This is a genomic window from Clostridium sp. (assembly GCF_050717635.1).
GTDB lineage: Bacteria > Bacillota > Clostridia > Clostridiales > Clostridiaceae > Clostridium_AD.
On record NZ_JBOITO010000013.1, the window covers coordinates 420249 to 445697 of the forward strand.

The following is a 25449-nucleotide window of genomic DNA, read 5'->3' on the forward strand; positions in this document are numbered from 1 at the left end:
TCAACTCAAAAGTCTTATCCCTAGATAAAGCAAGCTCAGTCCCTTCGCAAGGCCCCCCGGGGGTCATGAACAAATTGTGAATGACTGCTGTTAAAGCAATTTACTCAGGCCAATAAGTCAAGGTTACAAATCAAAACTTCCAGTTCTTGTTACCACCTCATGGCGGGTAACAAGAACTGGAAGTATATATTAAACATTTTAACTAAACAAACTAAAAAAGAGGTGACCACCAATGTTCAACTCAAAAGTCTTATCCCTAGATATAGGTTCAAAATACACAAAAATAGTTCTAGGAACTCAAAGTAAAAAAAATGTAATCATAGAAAAAGCTATCACCATGATTACTCCAGTAGGATGTTATCATGATGGGAATATTTTAGATATAACTAAATTTAAAAATGAAATTTTTGAAGTGCTTCAAAAGGAAAATATAAAATGTAAAAGTATTATAATTACATCAAAAAGCACCTCAGTTATAGCCAGAGACATTGATATTCCAGTAGCTAAAAAGGAAGATATGGATGCTATAATTAAGTTTCAGATGGAAAGATATTTACCAATAATGTTTGATGATTATATAATGCAATATAAAGTATTAGAAGAGTTTGAAGAGGATGACATAAAACAAGCTAAAGTTACAGTTGTAGTGTATCCTAAAATTATGGCAGAGGCATATTATAATTTAGTAAAGGAATTAAAGGGTAATGCGATTGCATTAGATATTAGTTCAAATAGCATCAATAAGTTATTTATTGAAAATATAAAAATTAATGATGAAAATTACAGTTTAGAAGATACTGTTGCGGTTATAGATTTAGGATATGATTTTATAAATGTTAACATTATTTCAGATGGGAATGTACAGTTTACTAGAATTATTAATTATGGTGGCTCTAATATAGATATAGATATTGCTAAGCAATTATCAATATCAGAAGAGGAAGCTGAGGATCAAAAGCTTGAGCAATGTAATTTAGAAAGAGAATCGTCAAGTGACATGCAAAGTTCAACCATAAACGATATTGCAAAAGCACAAGTAAGAAATTGGAATGAAGAAATAGAACGAATGATTAACTATTATAAAAATAAGGATCAAGGAAATAAGGTAGACAAGATATATATTTACGGAGGAAGTTCAAATATTAAGGGTATAGAAACATTTATAAAAGAAGCATTAAACTTACCAGTTACTAAAATACAGAGTTTAAGCAATGTTAATTGTACTAAAATGAATGAATCTAAAGTAGGTTTATTTAAAGCAGATGGAGAATTAAGCAAATATTTAAATGCTATAGGAGCAATAATAAGACTGAGGTAGGTGAAACTTATGAAGGATTTTAACTTTTTTGATTCATATAAAGGAAGTAAAAAAGATTTCGAAAAAAAATATTTGTATGCTATTATTTTATGTTCCGGTTTAGTCTTATTCATAACTTTTACTTATGCTTTTAATTATTATAAAATAAGTAAGCTAAATTCAGGGATAGTGGTCATACAGCAAAATTTAAATTCAAAAGAAAATATTATTAAATTGAAAGAAATAGAAAATGAAGAAAAAAAAATAGCTATAATGAATCAGTATTATAGTGTAGTATCAAATATTAGTGATGGCATAAATAATAGTGATTTTGTAGGTAGTAAAGTAATAAATAAAATAAGTACTTGCGTTCCTGAAGGTGTGTATTTTAAAGTTATGGCTTTGGATGCTAGTTCAGTGCAACTTCAGGCTGAAGGAAAAGATAGAGATACAATAGCAGTATTTGAGCGTACTTTAAGAAATTTAGACATTGTAAAGGATGTTTATATTGCTACTATAAATTCATCATCTGAAGAAAATAAAAACTTTACGTTTACTGTAAATTGTAATTTAAAGGATGTTGATAATTATGAAGGTAACTAAAAGGGAACAAATGCTACTAGCAGCTTTATTAATAGTGTTATTAGGTTATGGATTTTATCATTTCGTTTATGCAAAACAAAATGAAAAAATAACGCAGTTAAAAGCCAGTAAAGATACGTATTCGCAAAAATGGGAACAGGTTAAAGCAAAGATTGCATCAAAAGATAAAAAAAATGAACAGTATAAAATTTTAAATGCTAAAATAGTTAGTAAAACAGATATGCTGTTCCTATCAATAGAGCAGGAAAAAATCATAGTGGTTTTAGATAAAATGATTAAAGACAGTAAGCTTCAAGTAGAGGTATTGGGGTTTTCAGAAGTAAGTAGTGATAACACAACAGAAGATAAGAGCAAAATAAATACAGAAATTAAAGAAAAAATTACTATTAATGAATTAGACAAGTTAGTAAACGACTTTAATGGTACTTTAGACAAAGATGCGATTACAGAAAAAACAAATACTAGCAAGGCAGAACTAAACAATGCAACTACTAAAACTGTTGACTCAAAGATTGTAGGTGCATATACAATGGAAGTTACACTTGCTTTTAAAGGCAAATATGATGAACTTATAAGTTTTATTGAACAAGTAGAAAATTACGATAAAAAGATAATTATAAATAATATAAACATGGCTGCAGTAGAGGGCAGTACTGTATCAGGAAATATTATATTAGAGTTTTATGGTATTCCTAAATTTAATGATAATGATAAATTTAAGTGGGATTATAAAAAACCTATCGGGAAGAAGAATCCTTTTGTTGGAGGAAATATTTCAGTTACTGGTTCACAAGTTTTAAATACTGTAGTTACGAAAAAAGAGGATATTCAATATGATTTTTTAATGAGTGTTAGCTCTATTACCTCAGATTTACCAACTATAATGCTTGGAAAGTCCAAAGATAGCTTAAGGAATACTTATGTATACGCTGATAATGAGGGTGAAGAAAATGTTGAGATTTATTTAGTTCAAAGCGATGGAAAATATTTTTATAAGTATAAAACTATTGGTGATGCCTATCCAAAAGATTTTAATACTCAAAAAGAATTTATACCTTATGAAAAAGATATAAAGTTTAAAATTTATACTAACAAAAGAAATTCGGGCGTAGATTTAGCAGGAGCTAATATAAAAATATTTAACAAAACCGATTTAACAGTTAATATAGACATTGAAGATGATGATAAAGATAAGCCAAGAGTTAAAATTAGTAAAGAAACAGGAAATATTAATGTTAATAAATTATAAAAAACAATAATAGTTTAGAATTTTGGGAGGACGGGTTATGGAGGGGATAAAATATAAAAAAGGATTTACTTTAATCGAAGTAGTAATAAGTATAGCAATTTTAAGTATTATCATTGCCCCAATATTATCCCTTACTTTATCTACCTTAAAAATAAACAAACAATCTGATGATAAACTTAAAGCTATCAATATTGCTCAGAAGAATTTAGAGGAAATAAAATCTTTTGATTATAAATTACTACCAGGTGCTACGTTCCCAATTAAGGAAACTAAGACAGAAAATAGTTTTAGTATTGAGAGAACTATAATTCCAATAGAAGAGTATAAATTTGATGTTAGTAATAATGATATTAATATAATCTATGATGCAGAGGTAAAAGATAGTGTTATAAAAAATAATATACCTGGAGTTTTAACTACAAACTATATTACTAATAATAATTTAGAAATAGATTTTAGTGGAATCACATCTAGGGAAATCAATGTAAAAATTGAATTGACTGGAAATGATAGTGTGAATATTGATTTAAATAATATTAATAATAGCGATTCAAATAATATTATTAATAATACTGAAGGAATGAACGTGTATTTTACCAAAGGTTCAAGGTATTCTATTACTAGATGCAGTGGTAAAGTAAATATATTCACTAACATATCAGAAAATACAGACTTAAATGATAATTATAGATTATATAAAGTAATTATAGAAGTTAAAAAAGGTAGTAAATCATTACAAAAAATTGAAGGTTATAAAACTTGCTTAAAATAGGAAGTGATAATTTTGAAAAAAAATAAAAAGGGATCATCTTTACTATTAGTACTTATTGTGTGTTCAATATTAAGTATTTTAGGAATGTCTATGATATCAATGGCAACATCTAATTATAAAATGAAGATTTTAAAAGGAAATATTAAAACTAATATGTATGCTTCTGAGTCGGGTATTGATGAATCATATGGGATAATTGGCAAGATGGTAGATGAAGCTATTATAAAAGGTAATGATGAAGTTAAAATATTTATGGTTACACTTGATTTAAATGAAAAAATAAAAAAGAAAGAAACTCTTAAGTCAAAAATGATTGAAAAGAGGGTGGTTGAGGCACGATTAAATAATTTAGATGATGATGATGCTGAAAGAGTAGTTTTAAATGAAAAATCTCAAGAACTTGATAGTTATATTAATAATGATGATAATGATAGCATTTATGTAAAACCTACTGACTTGGTAGATTTATATAAAAAAGATATGGATATATCACAAATAAATTTAGTTGTAAACTTGGAATATATAAAAGAGAAGCAAAATGAAAAATTTAAGGAAGCTTATACAAAGTATATAGTTGGTAAATTAGATTTAATTGATGTAAGTATTGTACCTGATGATACTAAAAAAGAAAATTTAATAGCTGCGTTAAATACGAAATATACTTTTATAATGCCAGAAGACCAAAAATCAGTTGTGTATATAGAAAATTTTGACACTAGTAAAGCTTTTAATAATATGAGTTTTACTAATGATATATTAAATGTTAAGTTAGAATCGGTATATAAAAACAAAAATATAGAAAAGATTATTAAAGCAGATTATGAAATTGGTATTCCTGATTATGAAGATGCATTATCCATTGAAAATGATAGCAAAGATATAAGCAAAAACATTGTATGGTCTAAAGCAATATGTGCAGATGGTAATCTAGAGGTCAAAGATACAAGCAAAATGGATATTAATGGAAATGTTTATATAAGAGGTGAAAGCAATGTTAGTAATAGTGGAATTTCCATAGAAAATTCTGAATTCAATGTAAATGGTGACATCTCAACTTTAAATGATTTGAATTTAATATCAGCTAATAATACAACTAATGTTGATGGAAGTATTTATGCTAAAAATATCATATTAACTGAAACCGCAAAAAATTCGAATTTAGTTTCTACTGGAAGTGCTTATACTAGCGATGATTTAGAGTTGAATTCTACGGAAAAAGGTGTAATTGATATAAAAGGTGATTTTTATGGTCTTCAAAAGGGAGATGTTAGTACAACAGATGATGCTTCTAGCTCTATAATAATAAATTCAGATGATTTAGGAACGGGGTCAAGTTTAACAATTGGTGGTAAAAGTATTATTATGGGAACTTCTTATATAAATACTTCACCTGAAAAGTATCAAACGGGAGAGGCTGTATCTATTAAAGGGAATTATAGGGCTTATATGGAACCATTAACTAATATTGATGAAACTGATAGACTTAAGAGTGGAAAGGAAAGTTTAAAAGAAGAAAATATTATTTTTGATGCTGATAAATATAAACCGCTTATACCAGCAGATAAGTTTGTAAGTGATAATTATTTAAATGTATTTGATAAAAGTGATTATATTAAATATTATATTCAGCAAAAAGATAAAAATATGAAAGAAAATTATTTAAAAACTAAAGGGGTAAATATAGATTTGGAAAAATCGTATCATATTGGAGCAATTATAGACGAGGATGGACAGTGGAAGGAATCAAAAGTAGAGCTTGATATTTTAAGTTTAGTAAAGAAAAAAAATAATAAATATAAAAAAATGGCATATTTCATGGGTGAAGAATCAATAACTGACAAAGAACTTGATGATTTTGATGATTTTAATGGAACAGTAGTAGCTAAACAGCTTAGCTCATCTAGAATTGCATCAAATACAATCGAAAATAATAAGTTTATTATTAAAAAAGATGATTATGCTTTAGTATTTTCGAATGGAGATACAAGCAAGATTCCTACAAGTTTATCAAATGAAAGTATAAAGCCAATGAGTAGTATTTATGAAGGAATAATTATAGTGGATGGTGATTTGTATATATGTGGTGAAATGAATTTTACTGGAACTATAATATGTACAGGGAGTATTTATATTGTAGATGATAAGTATAAAAAAATAACTTATGATGAAAATGTTGTTAAAAACATTATAGCTACAAATTATGATGTATTTAAAGATATATTCAAAGAATCAAGTAATAAAATAAACGTTGTAACTGATGCTAAAATAAGCAGTACTGGTAACAGTTCTTTAAGTGTAAATAGTAATAAATTAATTAAATTAAAGAATTGGTCATTGGTAAAATAAGCCTGCGAAAGTGAGTTGGTTAAAATGTTTAGACATAAAATGAAAGGATTTACTTTGATAGAAATTTTGATAACTTTAGCTATATTAGGTGTAGTCCTTTCAGTAATATACACATTTTTTTTTAACAATTATAAAACTATAAATAAAGCCCAAATTGAAATTGAAATACAATCTGAAGGGGAAAAAGTTATTGAAAAAATTTCTAATGTAGCTATTCAATGTAGTGAGATGAAATTAACAACCCTAGATAGTGATGATAAAATTGATAATATAGATGATTCTATTGAATTTATAGTTAAAGAACGGGATGAATCCATAGTTACAGAGCCTTACACATTTATAGTTAAAGAAACTCATACATTTACTTTAATAAGTGATAATAGGCTTTGTTTAGATGGAGTGGTATTGGGACAATTTATTCAGTATATTGCATGTACTAAAATTACTAATGGTGTTCAAATTGAAATAAAACTAAAAAATATGGATGTAGAAAAATCTATTAGCACCACAATTTATTTTAGAAATGCTATGTGATATGTTATGGACATAATTTGAATAAAAATTTAACTCCAGTAGTATTTATTACCTCAATAAAATTTATAAAGATGTCTTAACAATTATGGTAACACCATTAGCGTTAGGTAAAAGTTTTACCGAGTGTAAGTGAATAAGAATAGAAATGAAATTGGAATTAGATAAGATAGAGAAAAAAATTGTTAGTGAAGTTTATTTAAGAAATATAAGAGGGGGGTTATTTAAATGTATTGGAACAGAAATTTTAAAAAACTAATAAGCTTGTTTGTAAGTGTTTTCATGTTAATTAATTTGATTGTTTTTGTACCAGTTACAGTATCAGCAGTAACTACAAATTTTGACGGGAATTGGAGTTTCAAAAATGCAGTGCTTAAAGATACTTCTGAAGCACAATTAATGGTAAGAACTGGAGATATTGATAATTTTGGATTTGGATGGGCTTCAAATTTTAATCCTTTTTCTGGAAATAACACAGTCTCACACGAATTTCCTTGGAGTACTCCCAATGATGAACCACAAGGTCTAGATAGAATTATGGTAGTGTCAGGGTATGGTTATGGTAATGGTAAATCAACTGATGGATATACATCATCAACTAATAGGTCTACCAATGCTGTAACGCCTTTACAACTAAATTATACAAATGAATTAGCTGGAATAAATGTTAGAAGTGCAGTTTTACAAATGTTTGTTGATGATTTTCAGCCACTAAAACCTAATGGAACAAAACCATCAGGAATTTTAGAAGGAAATAATCATTACACAACTACAATTATCGCTAGTGTAAACGGACAAGTACGAGTGGAGTCTGTGCCAGAAATAGACAATATTATTAATAATTTAGATCAAGGAGGACCTATAGGAAAATTAATTACAGTTCAAATTCCCGAGAGATTACTGTGCATGGTCCAAAGTGGAAGTATATCATTAAAAATTGATGATGCAAGAAGAGAAATTACAGGAGATGGATATGCAATAGATTTTGTTAAACTATTAATTAATTTTAAATCCTTTGCAAGTACTGCAACTGTAGAAGGGTATGTTCGAAATAGTAATAATACTGCAAATTTATCAGGAGCTACAGTAACATCTGGAGGTATTGTTACAACAACAACAGATGGCAATGGATATTATAAACTTAATGGAGTCCCAGCAGGTCAAGCTATAATAACAGCTACTAAACCAGGATATATGTCACAGGCTATCACTATTGAACAAGTTGTTGCTGGTGGAGGATATGCAAATGTAAACTTTAGTTTAACTGGAATAGCTAAACTAGGTACTCCTACATTTACACAAAATCCATTAAATACGGTTATAACTAATAATGATGTTAGTGTAACTATAGATTATCCAAGTAATCCAACTATAAAAGAATACAAAATTGGTGAAAGTGGATTATGGCAATCGTATATTGGGCCAGTTGTAATAAGTGGAAACACAGTTATTACAGCTAGAGGTAAGGCTGTTTATGAGAATTACGAAAATATTTCAGATGTAGCTAGTCATTTTGTAACTAATATAGATAAAATAAGCCCACCAATTACAATAACAACACCAGTTATGGGTGATGATATTGTATCTTCTGATGAAGAAAGTAATGTAACAATAAAAGGGACAACAGAACCCAATGCAAAAGTAACAGTAGAAATTACAGATGAAGATAATAAAAGTGTGAGTAACTCTATTGCTGTAATTGGTGATAATTATATTGTAAATAATCTAGATGTAAGGGGATTATCAACAGGGGAACTTACAGTAACTGCAACTGCAGAAGATGCAGCAGGAAATTCGTCTAAGGTCACTAAAAGGATACAAAAAAATGGAATCATACCAGAAGTTAAAATAAGCGTTAGTGATGTCAGTGGACTTAAGGACACATACTCAGTAACAGCTCAAGATCCAAATAAGAGTGTTAATAAAATTTTACAACCCAATATTAAACTTAGCGGAGATTCTTTTGCTGATATAAATGTTAAAGGAAATAATGTTGATTTTTTTAAATACCAATTCATTGCTGGAACTGAAGTACCGGCAGTAATGCCTGTAAATGGATGGAGTGATATTGATTTAACTAAAAAAACAACTAATGAAGATGTTATTTTAGAACAAAAGGGACATTTAAATCAAAGAGCTTATGATGTCAGTCTTATGCCGCTTCTTACTAATGTTAGTATGTGGAGTGATGCAGAGGAGGTTTTTAAAACTCCATTTGATGCTACAACTGTTAAATCGGCGACATATTCACAAAGTCCAAGTGAGTATGGAAAATACGAGGATTATTTTAAAAGTGATGGAACTAAAGCTAAAAGATGGGAAACTAATTCAATGTTTATGAGTAATATGAGCATTGGGGGAGACTATAAGGAAGCTTCAAAGTTTTGGGGGTATATTAAAGTTCCAACAAATGGCGACTATAAATTTGGGGCACTCTCTGATGATGGATGCAGGGGATATATAACTGTTGATGGGATAACTAACCCTTTTGTTGATATGTTTGTGCCACAAGGGTCAACTTTTGGAACTACAAACAATGTATATAATTTAAAAGCAGATAAATTTTATCCGATTTATTTAGAATATTTTAATTGGGGTGGATCGGCTAATTTTGAACTTAGATATAGTGATAACGGGTCCGTAACATCCAATTCTTTAGGAATTCCTTCAGACTGGTTTTATCCATCTGAAAATATTACTCCAGGAGAGTATGCTACAACTACATTTACTGGGAGTGAGGGTGTTAAATTTCCAAAAGAGTCAAATGATTACTACATTGCTTACAAAACAGGTAAAGGAAATAATATTACTAGAGAAGGTTTTTATGGACCGTTTACTGTAGATGGAAAAACGAAATTAAGCTTATCAAAATCAATTGTTGGCACAAATAAATTAGAGACAAATAAAGATTTTATATTAGAATATACTATTCAAGCTGAGGATGTAGTTCCTATAAGTACATTCAAAGATCCAGATGGAACATTTAAGAAAAAAATATATTTAAATAGTGTAAAATTACAGGATGAATACCCTGAAAATATTGATATAAAATCTATTGCTAATGATTCTACTATAGTTGAAAATGATCAGATTACTGTTAGAATTCCTAACATAGAGTATAACTTAACTACAAAAAATGGAAAAGCTATATACTCTGCACAACCAGTAAAAATTGGAATTTCATTAAGCGCTAAAAAGGTAGGAAAATACACTTTAAGTGAAACGGGTAAATCAATAATTACTTTTGGAGATTTCAATGGTGCCAATGCACAAATGGAGTTTAAGCCTATTGAAGTTAATGTAATTAATGTTGATAATTCCACAATCAGAACTGGGTTATTTTTGAATAATAAATTTAGTGAAAAAAGTAACATCAGTATAGTAAAAGGATTTAAAACTAATTTAGCTGTTGAAATCAAAAATTTGAATAATCAAACAGTTAAACTATATATGAAGAATGATGGATTTATTACAATGTCCAATGTATTAGTATATGCAAGTACAAATTTGAAAAATCCAATTAGAAATATCACAGTAATTGAGAATACTGTTACTATTAAAAATCTACCAGCGAGTAATGATACCTATATATTTGTATTAAAAGCAAAAGCAGTTAATATAACGACTACTACTATTAGTAGTGAAATTAGGATAGGAGATATTCCAAAAGATGAAAAACATTCAATTGAGGTATTGAAATTACCAATTTTGAAATAATCATTAAGTCCCCGAAAGGGTGACTGGCACTTGTCGAAAGCTGCGAGAACTACCGAAATATAGAAATATATTTCGGTAGTTTTTTCATTCCCCCAGTGAATATAAAAAATGTTGTTGTCTATAATTAAAATAAAACTAAAAAACATTTAGGAAGTGGATTATAGATGACTCGAAAAAATAGGAAATGGTACCCAAATGTCATGATGCATATTACTTCTAGAGGTAATAGAAAAGACAATTTATTTAGGGATGAGGAGGATTACCGAATATATTTAAGTACTTTAGAGTACATGTTGGAAAAAACTAATGCTCAGTTTGAAGTGATATGTTATGTTTTAATGTCTAATCATGTGCATTTGCAAGTACAAACAAAAGAAATGCACATAAGTTGTTTTATAGGAAGATTAAATAATTTATATGCTAAATATTTCAATAATAAATATAATTATGTAGGTCATGTTTTTCAAGAAAGATATGGATCGGAAATAATAGCTGATGATAAATATGTATTAGAAGCAAGTAGGTATATTCATCTAAACCCAGTAAGGGCAAATATGGTAAAATTTCCAGAACAATATCTATGGAGTAGCTATAGAATGTACATAAGTCTTGTTCCTGAAAAAACTATAGAAACTCTTAGAATTCTATCATATTTTAAGGGTGAAAATAGAATGCTATATAAAGAATTTGTTGAGAGTGCAATCAGACCACAATGGTGACTGGCACTTGTCGAATGTGTCGAAATGGGTGACTGCCACCTGTCGAATACATGTCGAATGTCTAACAACCCAAAAACATGTCAATACTTCTAAATGAGGTGATGGACATGTCTTTTAAAATTTCATGGAAGACTCATGTAATATGTATATTTATAGCATTTATAATAGTAAAACTTTTAGGTAGTAACGCAAATAATATAATGGACAATTTCTTTCTAAGGCCTTTTATTTTTTATCCAACTGAATACCTAGCAATTAATTTTTTTATATATGTTCTACTTTTAATGGTTCCTATATCAATTATCCATGAGTGTATTCATGGACTCACATTTATAGCTTTTGGCGGAAAGGTTAAGTATGGGTTCAAAGGGATTTATGCTTATACTATGGAAATTTCTGAGCTTCCTATAGAGCGTACTAAATTTTTAATTATTCTTCTAGCACCAGTAACGGTAATGTCTATTGCATCGTTGTTGTTGCCGATTTCTCTTGGAGGTGTAATATTCCTATTTAATTTATTAGGGGCATCAGGAGACTTATATATGTCCTTTAAGCTTGTGAAATATCATTGGAGTAGTAAGATAGTTGATAGAATATATGGATTTGATGTGGTGTAGAAAAGTTATTAAAATATTTTTGATGAGAGTGAATTTTATCCTGTTTTTAGGGTTGAAATTCATTCTTTTTTAATATGACTAAATTAATAAAAATAAATTTTATATTTATTTACAAAGTTATTAACATAGCGTAGGGCTTGATTTCAAATAGTTTGACTTAGAATAAATTCACGAATGACATTAAAATTAGGATTGTGGATGGTATATTTTTATAAAAGTATGGCTAATATTCTTTATATACTCATGAACCTAGGATATTGATTTTCTATAACTGGCTTTAATTTTAACGGGAATAAGCAACCCTCATGCTTTAAAAATAAAATTGCTAATTATAAAGATATTAGCTCTCATAAGGAGTTAAAATAAAAAAAACAACAGGAGGAATAAAAATGATAAAAAATGTAAAGAAGAAAAAAGGATTTACCCTAATCGAACTTATAATTGTAATTGCAATTATAGGTATACTGGCAGCAATTGCAGTACCAAAGTATAGTAGTGTACAAAAGGATGCTAAAGTGAAAGCTGATATTGCTAGTGCAAAGGTTATTGCTGATGCTACAGTGATAGCAATGAATAATAATGAGACTTTTACAGCACCTGCGGCACCTGTTGCAGCCGATATAGTAAAGTATCTACCACAATATCCAACACCTCAGCTAATATCAGGAGTATTTACAATAGCTGTAGCTGATGATTTAGTAACGGTAACAGTTGCTTCAGATGAAATTCAAACTATTGCAAGTACTTCTATTACCGCAACAAGCACGTTTCAATTATATCCGGAACTAGCAATAAAAGTAGAACCCTATAAAAAATAATAATAAGGTTTACAAATTAAAAATTGATAATTCTATTTAGGTTTAAATCTGATTGTCCAAAGAGTAAATATCTTTGGACATTAATTTTTTCATATTCATATCTACTTATATATGTTAAAATAAAACAATAATATATACAAATAGAGCAATAAAATACAAAAGCCAAATTCAAGGGGGATACACTTATGGAAAGTATTTTTCCAGTAACAATTTTTATTCTAGGACTATTAATAGGAAGCTTTTTAAATGTATGCATATACAGGATTCCAAAAGGAGAAAGCATAGCATTTCCACCTTCGCATTGCACCTCTTGTGGTAATGGTATAAAGCCTTATGATCTAATACCAGTAATTAGCTGGATCTTCTTAGGAGGGAAATGCAGAAGCTGCAAGGAGAAAATATCTAGTAGATATGCCCTAGTAGAATTATCCACAGCTATACTTTTTTTATTAACTTATTTTGAGTACGGATTAACTATAAATCTTTTGAAATTTTTAATACTCATACCTTTTTTAGTAGTTATAGCTATGATAGATTATGACACTATGGATGTATATAGCACAACTACTTGGATGGCTATAGGGGTTGGCATTGTTTTTCTAGGGGTGAACTTTTATTTAGGTCAGCCTGTACTAACCTACGTTTATGGTGGATTAATTGGAGCAGGTACAATAACCTTTATTATTTTAATGTCCAAGCTTATTATAGGACAAGAGGGCATGGGCTGGGGCGATGCCGAGATTTGTGGACTTTGTGGATTGTTTATAGGTTTTAAGCTAACATTTATGATGTTGTTTTTCTCTTTTATAATTGGTGGAGCTGTTGGTGGTTATTTACTGATTTTTAAGAAGAAAAAGGGTAGATCAGAAATGCCCTTTGGACCATCTATTATAATGGCTACTTTTTTGATAATTATTTGTGGGGATAAAATTCTAAATTGGTATTTAAATTTATATCTATAAATATTATTCATAAATCTTCTGTTATTTGCGCATAATAAAAGTAAATTATCAAACAGCAGTCTAAACATGTGGACTTTAACGTAAACTAGAGTATAGCTTGAATAGTTTCATTAATCCTCCAACTATCTAAAATGGCTCTGTTTGGCTATTCTCAGTAATCAGTGTATAATAAACTATAACTGAATTAGTTGTGAAGGGTTGATATAATGCAAAATGTATTGCAGAACATGAATAGCAAATGGAAGGATAAAACCATGAAAGCAAAGAAAAGTGATTATCTTCATAAGATTTATGAGAAAAATCCTACTACCGGAAATTATGTTATACAGGTAGCTCTAGACAAGTATAATGATATATTTAATGATTGGGACCACGCTCCTTTCAAAAAAAGAGATATGGATCCGGATTTAGCAATTTTTCTTGAAAATTGTTTTGAAGAAATTCCGGACAAATATGGAGTGGATATATGCTTCTACTTACCCAAAGAGGGAAAAGACGTAAATAGAGAAGAATCTTTAATTGCAGGTATAAAAACTTATTATTCTTTTTATTTGCATCAAGAAATTAAAGTTTTAAAAGAGAATTATCACAAGATATTTAAATATATAATAACATCACTTGGTCTTTTGGCAGTGTCTGTTTTTTTAGGTACAACTGTTGGTGATAATATATTCCTTGGAACTATACAGCAAGGATTTAATATAGGTGGATGGGTGTTCTTATGGGAAGTTATTTCAATGGTTTTCTTTCGAGGACGTGAAGTTAGTTCTGAGATTACTAAATATCAGAGGTTTTTGAGTTCATTAATCTATTTTAAATATAATAATTAGTTATTAAATAAAATAAGAAATTCAAACCCCTTCTATCAAGTTAAACTTAGAGGGGGTTAGTTATTTTATCAATGTGAATTAGTGAAGGGAGAAACCTATGATTAAAAAAATAGGACTGTTTATAAAAGTGAAGTATAAGAGGAACAATAAAAGAATTATAGCTAATATGAAAAGTTTGGACAAGTATACTAGTAATATAAACCTAGCGTTAATTATAACTACAATAATAATATTTGCCATAATAGGAGGATATGTAAACACAGGGCTTGGAAAAGTAGTGGATTCTGCTATTTTAATGTGCATAGGGGTAATTGTACTTCTTCTTAGTATGATTCTTATCAAATTAATTTTTAGAGTTTTAAGCCATTTGCCGAAAAAAACAAGCGTCATTTTACTTTCGGGAGTTATATTATTAACAATTGTTTTCGAAGGCTTATTGTATTTTGAACTCTATGAAGCGGTGATTTGTGCTTTTTTAATTGTTATAGTAGAAGCATCCATGGCTATTAGTATAGGGAAATTGATTCAAAAGGATGCTAAAAAAGTTAAAGTACTATTTTTTTTATTCATTACTATAGTCATAAATGTATATTGGGGTATTTGGGCATTTACTAATGTGGATCTTAGTTTTAAGAAGGTGAATGAAGCTTTAATAGTAAATGGTGTACAAGCAATTGTAGATAATGATTTTACAAATCCACTAGATGATAGTAAATATACTGTAGGCTCGCTAACATATGGAAGTGGTGATGATAAAAGACCTGAATTTGGAAAAGATGCTAAGCTAATAACGGGAACTGTAAATGCTACTCCAATGCTAGGAGAAATATCAGGATTAAAGGGTAAAGTGAGAGAATTATTCTGGGGTTTTACTGAGCAGGAATATCCAATAAACGGTACAGCGTGGTATCCTAAATCGGAAGGTGTGCACCCGCTTGTTATTATAGTTCATGGTAATCACGCTATGGAAGATTATTCAGATAAGGGATATGAGTATTTAGGAAAACAGCTTGCTAGTCAAGGATTTATAACGGTATCCGTGGATGAAAATTTTTTAAATGGATCTTGGAGTGGAAACATAGGAAATGAAAATGACGTAAGAGCGTGGATGCTTCTTAAACATTTAGAGGTTTTCAAAAATTGGAACCAAAATAAAAATAATATTTTTTATGAAAAGGTAGATATGGAAAACATAGCCCTTATAGGCCATTCAAGGGGAGGAGAAGCAGTTGCTACTGCGGCAGCGTTTAATAAACTTGATTTTTATCCCAGCGATGCTGATATAGGTTTTGATTTTAATTTTAATATTAAATCTGTTGTAGCTATTGCGCCTACAGATGGACAGTACAAACCAGGTGGAAAGCTAACACCAATGGAGAATATTAACTATCTGGTGCTTCAAGGTTCTCAAGATGGAGATGTATCTAGTTTTTACGGTGATTTACAGTATAATCGTGTTAAATTTACTGATGATAATGAGTATTTTAAAACTTCCTTGTATATTTTAGGGGCTAACCATAGTCAGTTTAATACTACTTGGGGTAATAAAGATTTAGGTGGGCCTAGTGGATTGTTTTTAAATATAAAGCCAATGCTGGAACCGGAGAAGCAAAGAGAAATTGCCAAGATATATATATCAGCTTTTTTACAAAGCACACTTTATGATCAAAAGGATTATATTAAATTATTTCAAAATTATAATTATGGTGAAAAAATATTACCTGAAACAAAATATATTAGTAGATTTGAGAATTCAAATTATAATGTAATAGCAAATTATGAAGAGGACATTGATATAACGACTGGTACACTTAAGGGAGCAGAGCTTAAAGGTGAGAGGTTTGTGTTTTGGAGGGAAAAGGATACGTTTCTAAGATCAGAGGAAGAAAAAAACAATACTGGGGTACTTCTTAGGTGGGAGAACGCCTCTGATATTCAAATAGAACAAAAATATGACTATCCAACATATAAGGTTAAATTGCCAAGAGACTTCTATGAAAAGAAGCTAGCGCCTAACAGCATATTAAATTTTTCATTGGCTGATACAGGATTTAGCGAAAATACAGATAATATTGATTTAACTATTCAGGTTAAGGATAAGAACGGATTAATTGCAAAAGTAGCACTAAGTGAGATTTCAAATTTAAAACCTGCAATAAAAGTGAAGTTTGCAAAGTGGTCATTTTTAGAGAAAATATATGATAACGAAATTGAAACATGTCTTCAAAGTTATGGAATACCACTTCAAAAATTTATGGAGAAAAATCCTAAAATAGATGCTAGTAATATTGAATATATTGATTTTATATTTAATAAAACTACAGATGGGGAAGTATTATTAGATGACATAGGTATTAGCAGTTAAAATAAAGATAGAGCTACCTACTATAACAGGTAGCTCTATCTTTATTTCTATTTATTTTTTAAGCTTTTCAATTCCAATTTTAACTCTTTTAATACTTTCATCTTTACCTAATATTTCAGCAAGTTCAAAAGCACCGCCTGGGGATGAAGCTTTACCAGATAGAGCAGTTCTTATTGGCCATAACATTTGACCGTTTTTAACTCCTAGAGTTTTAATGAATTCCATTATTGTAGTGTGTAATGAATCAAGTGTCCAATCATTTAGATTTTCTAGTACAGGTAATACACTTTCTAGATTTTCTAATGAATTTTCAGGTGTAGTTTTCATTTTTTTATGCACATACAAATCAATATCATATTCTGGTAAATTTTCTATAAAGTCAATATGACTAGGGATTTCAGTTAGAAGCTCTACTCTTGTTTGAACAAGAGGGCTTATTTTCATAAGATCTATGTTTTTGTCAGTTATTAAATCATTGTAAAAAGGCATAGCCATCTTATGGAATACTTCTAATGGTAGTTTTTTAATATATTCTCCATTCATCCATTTTAGTTTTATAGGATCAAAAACTGCTGGAGATTTACTCATATTCTTGTAATCAAAGGCTTTAACTAATTCCTCTAGAGTGAAAATCTCTTCGTTAGTTCCAGGATTCCAACCAAGTAAGGCGATGAAGTTAATTATTGTTTCCATCAAATATCCAGTTTCAAGTAAATCCTCAAAGGACGAATGACCACTTCTCTTACTTAACTTTTGATGTTCACCATTTGTTATTAGTGGGCAGTGTACATAAATTGGAACTTCCCATCCAAAAGCCTGGTATAATCTATTATATTTTGGAGAAGAAGATAGATATTCATTTCCACGAACAACATGAGTAATATCCATTAAATGGTCATCAACTACGTTTGCAAAATTATAAGTAGGAAGTCCATCAGATTTTATAAGTATCATATCATCTAGTTCTGAGTTGTTTACTGAAATTGAACCATAAATTGCGTCTTTAAATGAGGTAAATCCTTCAGTAGGATTGTTTTGTCTTATAACATAAGGCATACCTTTAGATAAATTATCTGCTATTTCTTCTTTGGTAAGATTTAAGCAGTGTTTATCATATCTAAAATTACCACTGTTTCCTTCTACTTCAGATCTTAATTTATCTAGTCTTTCTTTTGTGCAGAAACAGTAATAAGCTTCACCACTATCAATCAACTGTTTTGCATACTTAATATATATGTCACGTCTTTCGCTTTGTACATATGGACCATAATCTCCACCAAGGTCAGGGCCTTCATCATGCTTAAGGCCTGTGAGCTTTAGAGTGTTATATATTATATCTACAGCACCTTCTACAAATCTTTCTTGGTCTGTGTCCTCTATTCTTAATAGAAAATCTCCATCTTCATGCTTAGCTATTAAGTAGGCATATAGTGCAGTTCTCAAATTACCAACATGCATTCTTCCAGTTGGGCTTGGGGCAAATCTAGTTCTTACTTTTTTAGTGCTCATTTTTTTCACTCCTATTGTCTAATTTTTGCTATATGCTATATAAAAACATAAAATTCTTTCAAATACTGGTCAAAATCTACAATATCATAGTACAATACTGTGCATTTTATGTCAAGATTATGCATAGGAAAGCTGGCTTAATAGATGATTTTGTGTTATAAATTAAATGCCTCATCTAAAAATGTGTATTTTGGAAGGCCATTTTCTATTGTTACTTTAGGTTCACCCATTATTAATGGCAGTGTGTAATCATAGGCTTCTCTTGTAACATTATTGCCTTCTTCGTTTATCCACTCCATAGGGAAATACTTAATATTATTAGCAACTTTTGAAGCTTCAAGTACAAAAGTTTCTGCAATATAAGGCGAATTTGATATTCTTTTTATACCTATCATATTTCCGCTTATGCCATCTATTGAATAAGTAATTGCAGCTTTGCCAACCTCAAAGGCTTCATCAATATCCCTTTGAGATGCACAGTGCATAGAACAACGTTGAATTGTAGAAAGTTCTAAAACCCTGACTTTTTCAGCGGTATTAGTGCTTAATAGTGACTCTTTAAGATAGCCACAAACTCCACCTAACTGGGCATGCCCAAATTTGTCGTTAACTGTTACCATAGTTTCACCTAAGAATTTACCTTCTTTAGTTCTAATTCCCTCAGATACTACTACGAAAACATGGTTTTTCTCAGTAAGTTTTTTACTTACATCAGAAAGGAATTTGTCTGTATCAAAAGCTACTTCGGGTAGATAGATGAAATCAGCAGCAGGTTTTCCGTTAATAGTTGCAACACAAGCACTAGCTGCAAGCCATCCAGTATCTCTGCCCATAGTTTCAAGGATGAATACTCCTTTTGCAGGATATACACTAGCATCTAGAAAGTTTTCAAGAACTGATGTGGCAATTAGTTTGGCTGCGCTTCCAAAGCCAGGGGTATGATCCATAATAGGTAGGTCGTTATCTATAGTTTTAGGTATGCCTATAAATTTAACAGCCTTATTATGTTTCTTTGCGTAGATGCTGAATTTATGCACAGTATCTTGTGAATCATTACCACCTATATAGAAAAAGGTTTTAATTTGGTATTCATCTAATATATCGAAAAGTTTTATGTACTCGGAGTCGTTTTCTTCATGAGATTTCAGCTTATATCTGCAAGAGCCAAGACCTGAGGACGGAGTATACTTTAATCCGCGAATCTCATCATATAAAATGTTGGATAGGTTTACAATATGTTTGTCTAAAATACCTTGTATTCCATTGATGCCAGCATAAACGTTATCATAAAAGTGAAGACTATTATTGGTGGCTAGAATTCCCATGGCGCTAGCGTTTATTACAGAAGTTGGACCGCCTGATTGTGCTACTATACAATTTTTCATATATTAATTTCCCCTTTCATAGGACAGAAGTTGTGATTAGAATCTATAGTATATCTACCTAATTATAATATATAAGTTTGAGTTACTCAACATAGAATGAAACTTTTAACCTGTTTTTAGCAATTAAAATGACTTTCTAATTGAATAAGCTATAAAATATGTAAAAATATTGATATAAATTAAATTGTCGCAAAAAATTCAGAGACTAATTTGGTTATTAATGATAAAATATATATATAGTATTTGAAACATTCTGTAAAGTATTTGTTTTATAAAATCAGGAGGGATACAATGGCAATTCATTCAAGTAATCATGGTAAACAATTGAAAAACAACATAATTTTAAAAGAGGTAAATATTAGAGGAAATTTATGTGGGGAATTCGCAGAGTATACTATCGACCATGTTTATGAAAATAGAGGAACAAATGATGTAGAGGCTGTTTATACATTCCCAATTCCAGAGAGAGCAGTTATATCAGGATTTGAAGCAGTACTTGGTGGAAGGACTATAAAAGGGTTAATACAAGATAAGGAAGAAGCCAGTAGGATATATGAGAATTTTGTGGGTAAAGATAATACAACTATTCTTTTAGAGGAATTTAAGGATAATATATTCAGAATAGTTATTGGCAAGATAATTCCTAATGAAGTTGTAAAAATAAAAGTGTCTTATATCGAAGAACTTAGCTACGAAGATAATAATATGAAATTAATTATCCCAGCAATAATTACTCCAATAAATCTTTCTAAAGATGATGAATTAATTTCTGGTGAAGATAGTAAAACAGGTAAAGCTTATAATTATAAATTTACATTAAGGCTACTTGTTGAATCACTAACAAAATTAGAATTTAAGAGTTCATCTCATAAGTTAAAGGTTGAATATGAAGAAAATAATCTATACAAAGTAACTTTAGATGGAAAAAATCAAAAAATGAATAATGATTTAGAAATAATACTAGAAGAACAAGAAAAACTAGAAACTACAGGAATGATTTATGATTATCCTAGGGAAGATAAGGGGATTTTATATTTAAGATTTATACCAGAAATTGAAATAGAGCAGGAAGTATACGGATCAAACTATATATTCCTTCTAGATCTATCTGGGTCAATGGGGGGAAATAAATTAATAGAAGGTAAAAATGCTCTCCAGCTATGTTTAAGAAATTTAACTATAGGCGATACCTTTAATATTTCAGCTTTTGGAGACGAACTTCACCACTTTTCTAAAGAGTTAAAGGTTGATTTTAACGAAGAAAATCTAAGTAATGCTAGTAAGTGGATTCAAAATCTTGTGGCAGAAAAAGATGCAGTTATTTTTGATGCAATAAAATATGCATTACTTGATAAAAGTGAAAGTGAGGAAAATATAATATTCCTCTTTACAGATGATTTGGTGGAAAACGAAAAAGAAATATTAGATTTTGTAGAAGCCAATATCAAAGAAAGTAGAATATTCCCTTTTGGAATAGATACTTCGGTAAATAGTTATTTCATAAATAAATTAGCTCGGATCACTTATGGCGTAGCGGAAGTTATTTATCCTGGGGAGCGAATTGAAGACATAGTGCTTAAACAATTTAATAGAATTAAAAATCCTCAAATTACAGACATTGAAATAGATTGGGGTAAAATGAAAGTAGAAACAACGTTCCCAAGAACAATTAGCTATATGTATGACAAAGAGCCATTTTCGATTTTTGCTAAAATCAATGGAGAAGTGGAAGGAGTTGTAACCTTTAAAGGGAAAGTTGGCAAGAATAGAATTCAAAGAAGAATTATGCTGAACGATTTAGAACTAGAAGAAAATGTTAATTTAATCGAAAAAGTATGGTACAAAAAAAGAATAGAATCTCTTCAACATAGAGTTAAGTATGAACGGGGAGAATTGCAAGAAGCAATGAATAACAAAATCATTGAAATTTCTAAAAAGGTTGGTATAATTTGCAAAGAAACTTCGTTTATTCTCTATGAAGAGATGGAAGATCCAATACTCGGAATAAGAATAAGGGAGATATTGCCTGTTAAAACCACGAAAAGCTTAGAGATTTCCTATGATAAATTAGATGATGATTCTGAATCAACCTCATTTTATTATACAGATTTATCACTGTTAAAAGATGATAATGCGAAATATGATAAGTTTCAAAAGAGTGAAATGCTAAGAGTTTTAGCTTCTAATCAATTAGCTAGTGGAGCCTTTGGTATGAATGTTGAAAGTGGCATAGAAAGCAATATAAAATATACTATTAAAGCAATGTTAGCATTTATAATAGGTAATCATGACGTTAAGCTGTATACTAACCAATTAAACAAATCATTGGAGTTTTTAACAAAAACCCTTAGAAACTCTGATATTAATTTAAGTAAAGAAGTGTATACACAATTATTATTAGTTTTAAAATTATCTATCAAAAAAAATATAGTTTTATCTTCCTCCAAAGCAGTTATAGAGAAGAAAATTCATGAAATAGAAGAAACATTTGCACTAAGTGATGTTGATTTAATGAAAATTCAAAATGATTTTCTTAATGAGTTAAAAGAAAGTTCAAATGAATCAAAAGATACATTGAATTTTATAATTAACACTACCATTTTAAAAACTGTTTAAAGTTAGCATGAAAACCCTATATGCGGTGCAGGTAGGGTTTTTATGTTGGAAATGAAAATAAGCTAGGAGTAATTATTATGATATTAGAGTATATAAAAAATGTAAAATACGACAAAGAGGAAATAGCCCGGAAAAGAAATGTTATAAGAAATGAATTCATTATTAAATCTAAAAATGTGAGTAGCGGCAAACTAGAGCGACTGTCAAATGAGGATCTAAGAGTTTTATTTTCTTTGTATGACCAAGGATTTTTTGGTGGTTACTTTAATAGAAATTTTAAAGGGTGCTTAAAATTTTCATTATCCACTAGGATGACTTCTGCAGCAGGAAAAACCATATACAGTAGAAAAATAAAAGAGTTACAAGAAGATGAAGAAAATTATGAAATTAGAATGGGTATAAAGTTCTTTTTTGAGTATTATGTGGTGGAAAGAGAAAAAATAGTATCGGGTATAAATACTAAAGATTCTTTAGAGGCATTTCAAATAGTATTTGAACATGAATTATGCCATTTATTAGAACTACATATATTTAAAGAATCTAGTTGCAAAAAACAAAGATTTAAAATTATGGTTTATAAATTATTTGCTCACACAGAGGTGAATCATCAGCTTCCAAGTCAGAAGGAAATAGTATCACAAAAATATGGAATAATAATAGGACAAAGGGTTAGTTTTTTGTGTGAGGGTAAAAAATATAGTGGATTTATTCATAACATAAATAAGAGAGCGACAGTTATGGTCTTAGACACGAAGGGTACTTATAGAGATGCACCTGGAAATAAATATTCTAAATGGTATGTAAGCTTTAAAAATATAATATTGACTAAGAACAATCATATAGCAATATAATGTATGATATAATATAAACATATTTTACAAAGGATGGTGATAATAATGAAGAAAATTCTTGCAACAATATTATGTAGTGTTTTAATCTTTACAGTAGCAGGGTGTGAAAGAACTGAGGCAAAAAAAGATAATAATTCAAAAGTTATTAGCAAAGATAATTCAGCTGAAGCTGTAGAAAAAGAAAAAAACACAGAAGTAAAAGTTGAGGAAGTAAAAGATGCAGAAATAAAAACTAAAGAAGTGATACTATATTTTAGCGACGATCAAGCTATGTACTTAATGGGAGAGAAAAGAAATATAGAAGCCCCCACAGCTAAGGCTATTGTGCTAGAACTTATAAAAGGACCAAGCGCACCAAGTGAAGGTGCAGAAAAATTATATGAAACACTGCCTTCTGATTTAAAATTAATAGATGTGCAGGTTAAGGAAGGAATAGCAAGCGTTGATATTAGTGGTGACTCAGTCCAAAAGATATCAGGTGGATCTGCGGGAGAGGGAATGGCTCTATATTCAATTGTAAACACATTGATTTTAAATAAAAATTTAGGTATCACAAAAGTTCAATTCCTTGTTGATGGAAAAAAAGTGGATTCTATTAAGGGCCACTACGATGCTAGTGTACCTATGAGTGAAGATAGTGAAATGATAAAAAAATAATTTTATCAAAATTTAATAAGTTAAAATAAAAAGGCAAGTTATTAATTACAACTTGCCTTTTTAACCTAGGATTTTTTCGACAACTCAAAGCAATCTACGCTACAACCTATATACATACTTACATACCCATACCCAATCTTCCGACAAAATAAGAGCATTACAGCACACATACACATCTTTACTTGACAATATAGAATACCTTGGGAGCCAAAAATAATCTCTCGACCAAGAATAACCCCTAGTTTGTTTGAAATAAACCTGCGGCAACCTATACCATCTTAGCTCGACTATTACACATCCGGGAAAACCATATATATACAGTTGGGCACATATACAGCTGTTAAGAACCCATAATAATCTTCCCTCCGGCATATAAAAAACCCTTTCGGATATCGTATACACCTTTGGCCGAATACTCAAACGCCAAATCTAGCATAAGAGCACTCTTGGCTCAACCACTTTAAATCATCATTAACGTTATTTTATGCTTTTTTGAAATTAATATACTATGATAAATATGGAAAATGAAGATTAATTTTTAGCGAAAATATCTTTTATAGAGTCTACTACAAAATTAACATCTTTTTCAGAAACCCAATTGTGAGTAACAAAACGCATTAACCCATCTTCTTCTCCATTGATTTTAATACCTTTACTATAAAGTTTCTCTACTAATATCTCGCTACTAAATCCAGTTCCGCTCATATCAAAAAAAACCATATTAATATGGATATCTTCCATATTTACCACTATACCTGGAATTCTAGATAACTCTTTTCCAAGGAGTATAGCATTTTTATGATCTATTTTAAGCTGTGGAATCATTTCCTTTAAAGCCACAAGTCCAGCTGCAGACAAAATACCACATTGCCTTAAACCACCACCTAAAAGCTTTCTTTTCTTTCTTGCTTTATCAATAAATTTTTTATCACCACAAAGCATTGAACCTATAGGTGCACAAAGGGCTTTAGACAAGCAAAACATAACAGAGTCGCAATATTTAGTGATTTCTTTTGCATCTACATCTAGGTGTGCAGCAGCATTAAAAAGTCTTGCTCCATCTAGATGAACTGGTACTTCATGATTTTCCGCAATGCTATAAATTTTTTTCATTATACTTAGTGGCATTACCCTGCCAACGGAATGAGCATTTTCGAGGCATATGAGACCAGTGCTTGGATAATGTATATCTTCATCTTCTTTTCTTATTTTAGCTGCAATTTTCTCAGGATCAAGTTCTCCCTTGTTACTTGTAATAGTTCTAAGCTGAACTCCTGCAATTATTGATGAAGCACCAACTTCATGCATTACTATGTGGCAGTCATCAGCAAGAATAACTTCATTACCACGAGTGCAATGGGTAAACAGTGCTAGCTGATTTCCAAAAGTACCACTTGGTACAAATAGTGCAGCTTCTTTGCCCACCAGGTTAGCCGAATATTCTTCTAGAGCTATTGTAGTTTCATCGTCTCCGTAAACATCATCTCCAACCTGTGCCGTAAACATTGCTTGTCTCATGTTTTGAGTAGGTTCTGTAACTGTATCGCTTCTTAAATCAATAAATTTCATTTGTTTTCCCCCTTATATCGCTATATATATATTATA

The 25449-nt window shown here is 29.9% G+C and carries 19 protein-coding genes; 16 read left to right on the plus strand and 3 right to left on the minus strand.

Annotation, left to right across the window (positions count from 1 at the left end; genetic code table 11):
* The first annotated feature begins 232 nt into the window (after positions 1-232).
* The 13 genes from pilM (at position 233) to ACREWB_RS08015 (ending at position 16826) form a co-directional block, all read left to right on the plus strand.
* On the plus strand, positions 233-1318 hold the full coding sequence (pilM, locus tag ACREWB_RS07955) for a pilus assembly protein PilM (RefSeq protein ID WP_431546919.1): 1086 nt from the start codon (positions 233-235) through the stop codon (positions 1316-1318).
* Between the two features lie 9 nt (positions 1319-1327).
* Positions 1328-1900: a PilN domain-containing protein gene (locus tag ACREWB_RS07960; RefSeq protein WP_431546920.1), complete on the plus strand. Its 573-nt coding sequence runs from the start codon at positions 1328-1330 to the stop codon at positions 1898-1900.
* Entirely contained in the window at positions 1887-3149 is a 1263-nt protein-coding gene (locus tag ACREWB_RS07965; protein ID WP_431546921.1) for a hypothetical protein, read from the plus strand. Before ACREWB_RS07960 ends, ACREWB_RS07965 begins: the two co-directional genes overlap by 14 nt.
* A gap of 37 nt (positions 3150-3186) precedes the next feature.
* Positions 3187-3921, plus strand: coding sequence for a prepilin-type N-terminal cleavage/methylation domain-containing protein (locus ACREWB_RS07970; RefSeq protein WP_431546922.1), 735 nt, complete (start codon positions 3187-3189; stop codon positions 3919-3921).
* A 12-nt stretch (positions 3922-3933) separates the two neighbouring features.
* Positions 3934-6267 (plus strand): hypothetical protein, encoded by a 2334-nt coding sequence (locus ACREWB_RS07975; protein ID WP_431546923.1) that lies wholly within the window; start codon positions 3934-3936, stop codon positions 6265-6267.
* 24 nt (positions 6268-6291) lie between these two features.
* Entirely contained in the window at positions 6292-6801 is a 510-nt protein-coding gene (locus tag ACREWB_RS07980; protein WP_431546924.1) for a PilW family protein, read from the plus strand.
* Between the two features lie 225 nt (positions 6802-7026).
* Positions 7027-10515, plus strand: a complete 3489-nt coding sequence (locus ACREWB_RS07985; RefSeq protein WP_431546925.1) for a carboxypeptidase regulatory-like domain-containing protein — start codon at positions 7027-7029, stop codon at positions 10513-10515.
* A 164-nt stretch (positions 10516-10679) separates the two neighbouring features.
* Positions 10680-11234 carry a transposase gene (locus ACREWB_RS07990; RefSeq protein ID WP_431546926.1) on the plus strand — a complete coding sequence of 185 codons (555 nt, stop codon included), beginning with the start codon at positions 10680-10682 and terminating at the stop codon, positions 11232-11234.
* Between the two features lie 107 nt (positions 11235-11341).
* A complete protein-coding gene (locus ACREWB_RS07995; RefSeq protein ID WP_431546927.1) occupies positions 11342-11851 on the plus strand; it encodes a DUF3267 domain-containing protein in 510 nt (169 codons plus the stop codon).
* Between the two features lie 389 nt (positions 11852-12240).
* The gene (locus ACREWB_RS08000; protein WP_431546928.1) at positions 12241-12669 is read left to right on the plus strand and encodes a prepilin-type N-terminal cleavage/methylation domain-containing protein; all 429 of its coding nucleotides are present in this window, start codon (positions 12241-12243) and stop codon (positions 12667-12669) included.
* 185 nt (positions 12670-12854) lie between these two features.
* Positions 12855-13631: a prepilin peptidase gene (locus ACREWB_RS08005; RefSeq protein WP_431546929.1), complete on the plus strand. Its 777-nt coding sequence runs from the start codon at positions 12855-12857 to the stop codon at positions 13629-13631.
* Between the two features lie 206 nt (positions 13632-13837).
* Positions 13838-14461, plus strand: coding sequence for a hypothetical protein (locus tag ACREWB_RS08010; RefSeq protein ID WP_431546930.1), 624 nt, complete (start codon positions 13838-13840; stop codon positions 14459-14461).
* A gap of 97 nt (positions 14462-14558) precedes the next feature.
* Positions 14559-16826, plus strand: a complete 2268-nt coding sequence (locus tag ACREWB_RS08015; RefSeq protein ID WP_431546931.1) for an alpha/beta hydrolase family protein — start codon at positions 14559-14561, stop codon at positions 16824-16826.
* A gap of 51 nt (positions 16827-16877) precedes the next feature.
* Here the strand turns inward: ACREWB_RS08015 and gltX are convergent, their stop codons facing one another.
* Both gltX and ACREWB_RS08025 read right to left on the minus strand, forming a co-directional pair.
* The gene (gene gltX, locus ACREWB_RS08020) at positions 16878-18335 is read right to left on the minus strand and encodes a glutamate--tRNA ligase (protein ID WP_431546932.1); all 1458 of its coding nucleotides are present in this window, start codon (positions 18333-18335) and stop codon (positions 16878-16880) included.
* A 155-nt stretch (positions 18336-18490) separates the two neighbouring features.
* Positions 18491-19720, minus strand: coding sequence for a 6-phosphofructokinase (locus ACREWB_RS08025; RefSeq protein ID WP_431546933.1), 1230 nt, complete (start codon positions 19718-19720; stop codon positions 18491-18493).
* Positions 19721-20011: 291 nt separating this feature from the next.
* Here ACREWB_RS08025 and ACREWB_RS08030 point away from each other — a divergent pair, with 291 nt between their 5' ends.
* The 3 genes from ACREWB_RS08030 (at position 20012) to ACREWB_RS08040 (ending at position 23844) form a co-directional block, all read left to right on the plus strand.
* On the plus strand, positions 20012-22336 hold the full coding sequence (locus ACREWB_RS08030) for a VIT domain-containing protein (RefSeq protein WP_431546934.1): 2325 nt from the start codon (positions 20012-20014) through the stop codon (positions 22334-22336).
* A gap of 77 nt (positions 22337-22413) precedes the next feature.
* Positions 22414-23187, plus strand: coding sequence for a hypothetical protein (locus tag ACREWB_RS08035; RefSeq protein WP_431546935.1), 774 nt, complete (start codon positions 22414-22416; stop codon positions 23185-23187).
* Between the two features lie 45 nt (positions 23188-23232).
* The gene (locus ACREWB_RS08040; RefSeq protein WP_431546936.1) at positions 23233-23844 is read left to right on the plus strand and encodes a GerMN domain-containing protein; all 612 of its coding nucleotides are present in this window, start codon (positions 23233-23235) and stop codon (positions 23842-23844) included.
* A 531-nt stretch (positions 23845-24375) separates the two neighbouring features.
* Here ACREWB_RS08040 and ltaE read toward each other — a convergent pair.
* Positions 24376-25413 (minus strand): low-specificity L-threonine aldolase, encoded by a 1038-nt coding sequence (gene ltaE, locus ACREWB_RS08045; protein ID WP_431546937.1) that lies wholly within the window; start codon positions 25411-25413, stop codon positions 24376-24378.
* Positions 25414-25449 lie beyond the last annotated feature (36 nt).

Bases quoted from the DNA above. Each gene is read 5' to 3' on its own strand.
- pilM (WP_431546919.1), top strand. From the start codon at position 233: ATGTTCAACTCAAAAGTCTTATCCCTAGATATAGGTTCAAAATACACA.
- ACREWB_RS07960 (WP_431546920.1), top strand. From the start codon at position 1,328: ATGAAGGATTTTAACTTTTTTGATTCATATAAAGGAAGTAAAAAAGAT.
- ACREWB_RS07965 (WP_431546921.1), top strand. From the start codon at position 1,887: ATGAAGGTAACTAAAAGGGAACAAATGCTACTAGCAGCTTTATTAATA.
- ACREWB_RS07970 (WP_431546922.1), top strand. From the start codon at position 3,187: ATGGAGGGGATAAAATATAAAAAAGGATTTACTTTAATCGAAGTAGTA.
- ACREWB_RS07980 (WP_431546924.1), top strand. From the start codon at position 6,292: ATGTTTAGACATAAAATGAAAGGATTTACTTTGATAGAAATTTTGATA.
- ACREWB_RS07985 (WP_431546925.1), top strand. From the start codon at position 7,027: ATGTATTGGAACAGAAATTTTAAAAAACTAATAAGCTTGTTTGTAAGT.
- ACREWB_RS07990 (WP_431546926.1), top strand. From the start codon at position 10,680: ATGACTCGAAAAAATAGGAAATGGTACCCAAATGTCATGATGCATATT.
- ACREWB_RS07995 (WP_431546927.1), top strand. From the start codon at position 11,342: ATGTCTTTTAAAATTTCATGGAAGACTCATGTAATATGTATATTTATA.
- ACREWB_RS08000 (WP_431546928.1), top strand. From the start codon at position 12,241: ATGATAAAAAATGTAAAGAAGAAAAAAGGATTTACCCTAATCGAACTT.
- ACREWB_RS08005 (WP_431546929.1), top strand. From the start codon at position 12,855: ATGGAAAGTATTTTTCCAGTAACAATTTTTATTCTAGGACTATTAATA.
- ACREWB_RS08010 (WP_431546930.1), top strand. From the start codon at position 13,838: ATGCAAAATGTATTGCAGAACATGAATAGCAAATGGAAGGATAAAACC.
- ACREWB_RS08015 (WP_431546931.1), top strand. From the start codon at position 14,559: ATGATTAAAAAAATAGGACTGTTTATAAAAGTGAAGTATAAGAGGAAC.
- gltX (WP_431546932.1), bottom strand. From the start codon at position 18,335: ATGAGCACTAAAAAAGTAAGAACTAGATTTGCCCCAAGCCCAACTGGA.
- ACREWB_RS08025 (WP_431546933.1), bottom strand. From the start codon at position 19,720: ATGAAAAATTGTATAGTAGCACAATCAGGCGGTCCAACTTCTGTAATA.
- ACREWB_RS08030 (WP_431546934.1), top strand. From the start codon at position 20,012: ATGGCAATTCATTCAAGTAATCATGGTAAACAATTGAAAAACAACATA.
- ACREWB_RS08035 (WP_431546935.1), top strand. From the start codon at position 22,414: ATGATATTAGAGTATATAAAAAATGTAAAATACGACAAAGAGGAAATA.
- ACREWB_RS08040 (WP_431546936.1), top strand. From the start codon at position 23,233: ATGAAGAAAATTCTTGCAACAATATTATGTAGTGTTTTAATCTTTACA.
- ltaE (WP_431546937.1), bottom strand. From the start codon at position 25,413: ATGAAATTTATTGATTTAAGAAGCGATACAGTTACAGAACCTACTCAA.